The 3,613-nt window shown below is 44.1% G+C and carries 1 protein-coding gene; it reads right to left on the reverse strand.

What is annotated here, in order from left to right; translation table 11 throughout:
* The coding region (locus tag WBG21_RS11180; protein ID WP_413789403.1) for a beta strand repeat-containing protein at positions 1–3,613 on the reverse strand (3,613 nt) is incomplete at both ends.

Genomic DNA, 3,613 nt, shown 5'->3' on the forward strand with positions numbered 1-3,613 from the left:
TCTCTTCTATCGCTCCTTCTAATTCCCTGATCTTTATTCGACTCTCCGTTAATTCAGATTTTAACACCTTATTCTCAGCTTCTAATGCCTCTTGCTTTTTGTGCTGCTCTATGGTATATAAAAACAGTTCCTCTATCTTCTCTAATTGGCTCATTGAGGTATTTACCAAATCAATACTGTTATCATTCGCTTTTATAGCTTCCGCAGATTCTATCCCCGGTAAATGCCCTTCCTTCTTAATAAAAGCTTCTACTTCTTCCAAGGTTTTAAACTCATAATCGTCTTTTATGGCTGATTTCCCTTCATAATAGTTGTCAAATACATAGTCTGGCGTAGCTATAGTGGCTGAAGATGCCCGTATAGTCCCATTTACACGGAGTAATTCAGTTCCCCCTTTGGTATCGGTGCCAATCCCTACCCAACCATCTGCTTGAATGGACATTAACCGGCTTCCCACTCCAGGTGCTGTGAGCTGGTTAAAGGTAAACGCAATACGGTTTGAGATAACACTGCCCGGAATATGTGTATTCCACAGAGAGACATCTCTCCTGTTAGGAACTGTATTATAGGCTACTGCCATATGGCCTGGAGTATCATTATCTGGAGCAGGAAATAATCCATTTGCATTAAGTCCTCCTAAATAGGCCCAGCCATTATCATTGCGAAAGCTACCGTTTACCTCTAGCTTAGCTGTTGGGTTTTTTACACTGATGCCCACATTTCCGGGCGATAGTGCTCCCCCGGTACCACTGACATCGGTACCATAAATCAGGTTCCCTATAACCAGTCTACTGCTAGGATCACCGGTTACTCCTGTTGTTAAATCATTCCCTATAAGAATGTTATTGTTCCCTACAATGATATCATCTCCTGAATTAAACCCTAAAACAATATTTCTCGATCCTGAAAAGTTAAGCCCTTGTAATGAGCCTACCCCTACTACCGTATTTTGTGAAACAGTAGCTCCCGGTAACACTTGGTTCATAATCCCCTGACCAATAGCCACATTATTAGTGCCATCTGTCATGGTCAAAAAAGTATTCCTGCCTATCCCTATGTTTTGGCTCCCGGTAATATTATTTAACATCGAACTAGAACCTATTGCCACATTATACCTTGCTGCTCCTGCATTAGTGTCCTGCATTGCACGGTACCCAATAGCAATGTTCTCTAATCCCGTTTGATTATTGGTCAACGCTGTATAGCCAATGGCTACATTAAAACTTCCCGTAGTATTGGCCTTTCCTGCTGAACGCCCTATAAAAGTACTTCCGGTCGTTAAAGCATCATTTTGCCCGGCCTCAAGACCCAGAAAAACCGCCCCTGCGGTATTTAATACCTCTAATTGCCCTTTATTGGTAATACGTAACCGGTCCACATTATCGGTCCGTATTAACAGAGGTTGACTGTTAATAGTTCCCAGAAAATGAGTTCCGGGGGTTGTGCTTATAGTGTTCCCTGTAAGGCTCCATGCTGTTAACGAAGCATTGTCCCAACGTGCCAAGCCATTAGCATCAGAGGTCAGCACTTTACCTTCCCCCGGGTTCCCTCCGGTAATTTTTATGCTTCCACTTACATGCAATTTAGCATCAGGGGCTTTGGTGCCAATACCTATCCTTCCACTAGACACACTAGCCCCGGTCCCATTTAACCCGGTCCCATATATCAGGTTGCCTATGCTCAATTGTTGGTTTGTATTCCCATCGGGGGCTTCTGCCCTGTAGCCAATAACAATATTTTGATGCCCTCCAAGAATATTTCTACCGGCCTCAGAGCCAATAACGGTATTTTGTATTATAGAATTTGCATTAAGGAGCGCATTGTACCCTACAGCTACATTGTCCCTATTGGAAGCAGTTGGTGCTACACTCTTCATTATTCCATGTCCTATAACAGTATTACGTCCTCCTTGGTCTGATGCTATATTATTTCCATGTGTAAGGAGCGTTTCATTTCCTATCGCAACATTACCGGAGGTATATACATTATTTTTAAGTGCCTCATAACCAACAGCTACATTGTCATGTACCCCTACTACACTAAGCGACCTAACCCCTATGGCTGTATTTCTATTCCCTGAATTACTGCCTCCCATTGCATTGGACCCCACTGCCGTATTATTTTCACCAGGATTAAACTGAAGCGCTGCATAACCAATCGCCGTGTTATCTCCTAAGCCTGTAGTTTTTAGTGCCGACCATCCTACTGCCACATTTTTTTCGCCAATTACGTTTGAAAATCCTGCATCATGTCCTACATATGTGTTTTTATTTAGTGTCCTGTCATCACGTTCCCCGGCATTGTCCCCTATAAAGATCGATTCTCCAGTATTGTATATTTCTATCCGGCCATTTGTTGTTATCAATAGATGGTTTATGTTATTGGTTCGTATTAACAACCCTACGTTATTTGTAGTCCCTAAAAACTGCCCTGCCGCAACAGCATTCCCGGCTAAAGACCACATCCCGGCAATATCCCCTATGTCTCTCCATTGTGCCAAGCCCGTAGCATCAGAGGTGAGTACTTTGTTTATGCCCTCTGTACCGTCAAGTATCCTTAGTTGGCCGTTTATCTGCAATTTAGAGTTAGATTGAGGGGTATTGGTGCCAATACCTACCCGCCCATTTTGGTTTATGAAAAATGCCGGTGCTCCTGCTGCCTGAATATCAATATCTCCTGTTCCTGTTAAATTCATATTTAAATTCCCGGCTCCGTTTAAATCATAAATAAGATTTTTGCCTGCAAAGGTAATCGTTGTATTATCCTGGGTTAATGCACCTCCTAGTTCTACATTATTCCCATTCATGCTAAGCCCGTTCTGCGCACCTGTGGTGTCTAAATAAGGGGTCAAGTCTACCGGAGTGCCATCGTTGGTTAAACTCAATGTGTTGCCTGTCAAACTTAAGTCTTGCGAATCCGTGTTGTCCAAGTAGGGGGTCAGGTCAATTGGGGTAGCGGTAGGGTCGCCTGTTAAGCTTAAAGCATCACCCGCTATGCTTAAATCCTGTGCATCTGTGTTCACATAACCGCTCAAGTCTACCGGAGTGCCATCGTTGGTTAAACTCAATGTGTTGCCTGTCAAACTTAAGTCTTGCGAATCCGTGTTGTCCAAGTAGGGGGTCAGGTCAATTGGGGTAGCGGTAGGGTCGCCTGTTAAGCTTAAAGCATCACCCGCTATGCTTAAATCCTGTGCATCTGTGTTCACATAACCGCTCAAGTCTACCGGAGTGCCATCGTTGGTTAAACTCAATGTGTTGCCTGTCAAACTTAAGTCTTGCGAATCCGTGTTGTCCAAGTAGGGGGTCAGGTCAATTGGGGTAGCGGTAGGGTCGCCCGTTAAGCTTAAAGCATCACCCGCTATGCTTAAATCTTGAAGTTCATTAGCGTTTGTAAACCGTAGCCAACCTCCGGCACCTGCATTGATTGTCCCGTCCCAATAGTAATAGCCCGGGGTGACATCGTTCGGGGCTACGCCTGCCGTAGCTGTATTGTAGATAAGCAGCCCGTCGGGATAAACACCAACGATCTGACTCGTATCCGTTGTACTCAATAATGCCACATTGGGCAGTAATACTCCCTTGTCTGTAACCTGCGATATGTCCAATACAGAACT

The organism is Leptobacterium meishanense (assembly GCF_037645805.1).
In the GTDB taxonomy this organism is placed as follows: domain Bacteria; phylum Bacteroidota; class Bacteroidia; order Flavobacteriales; family Flavobacteriaceae; genus Leptobacterium_A; species Leptobacterium_A meishanense.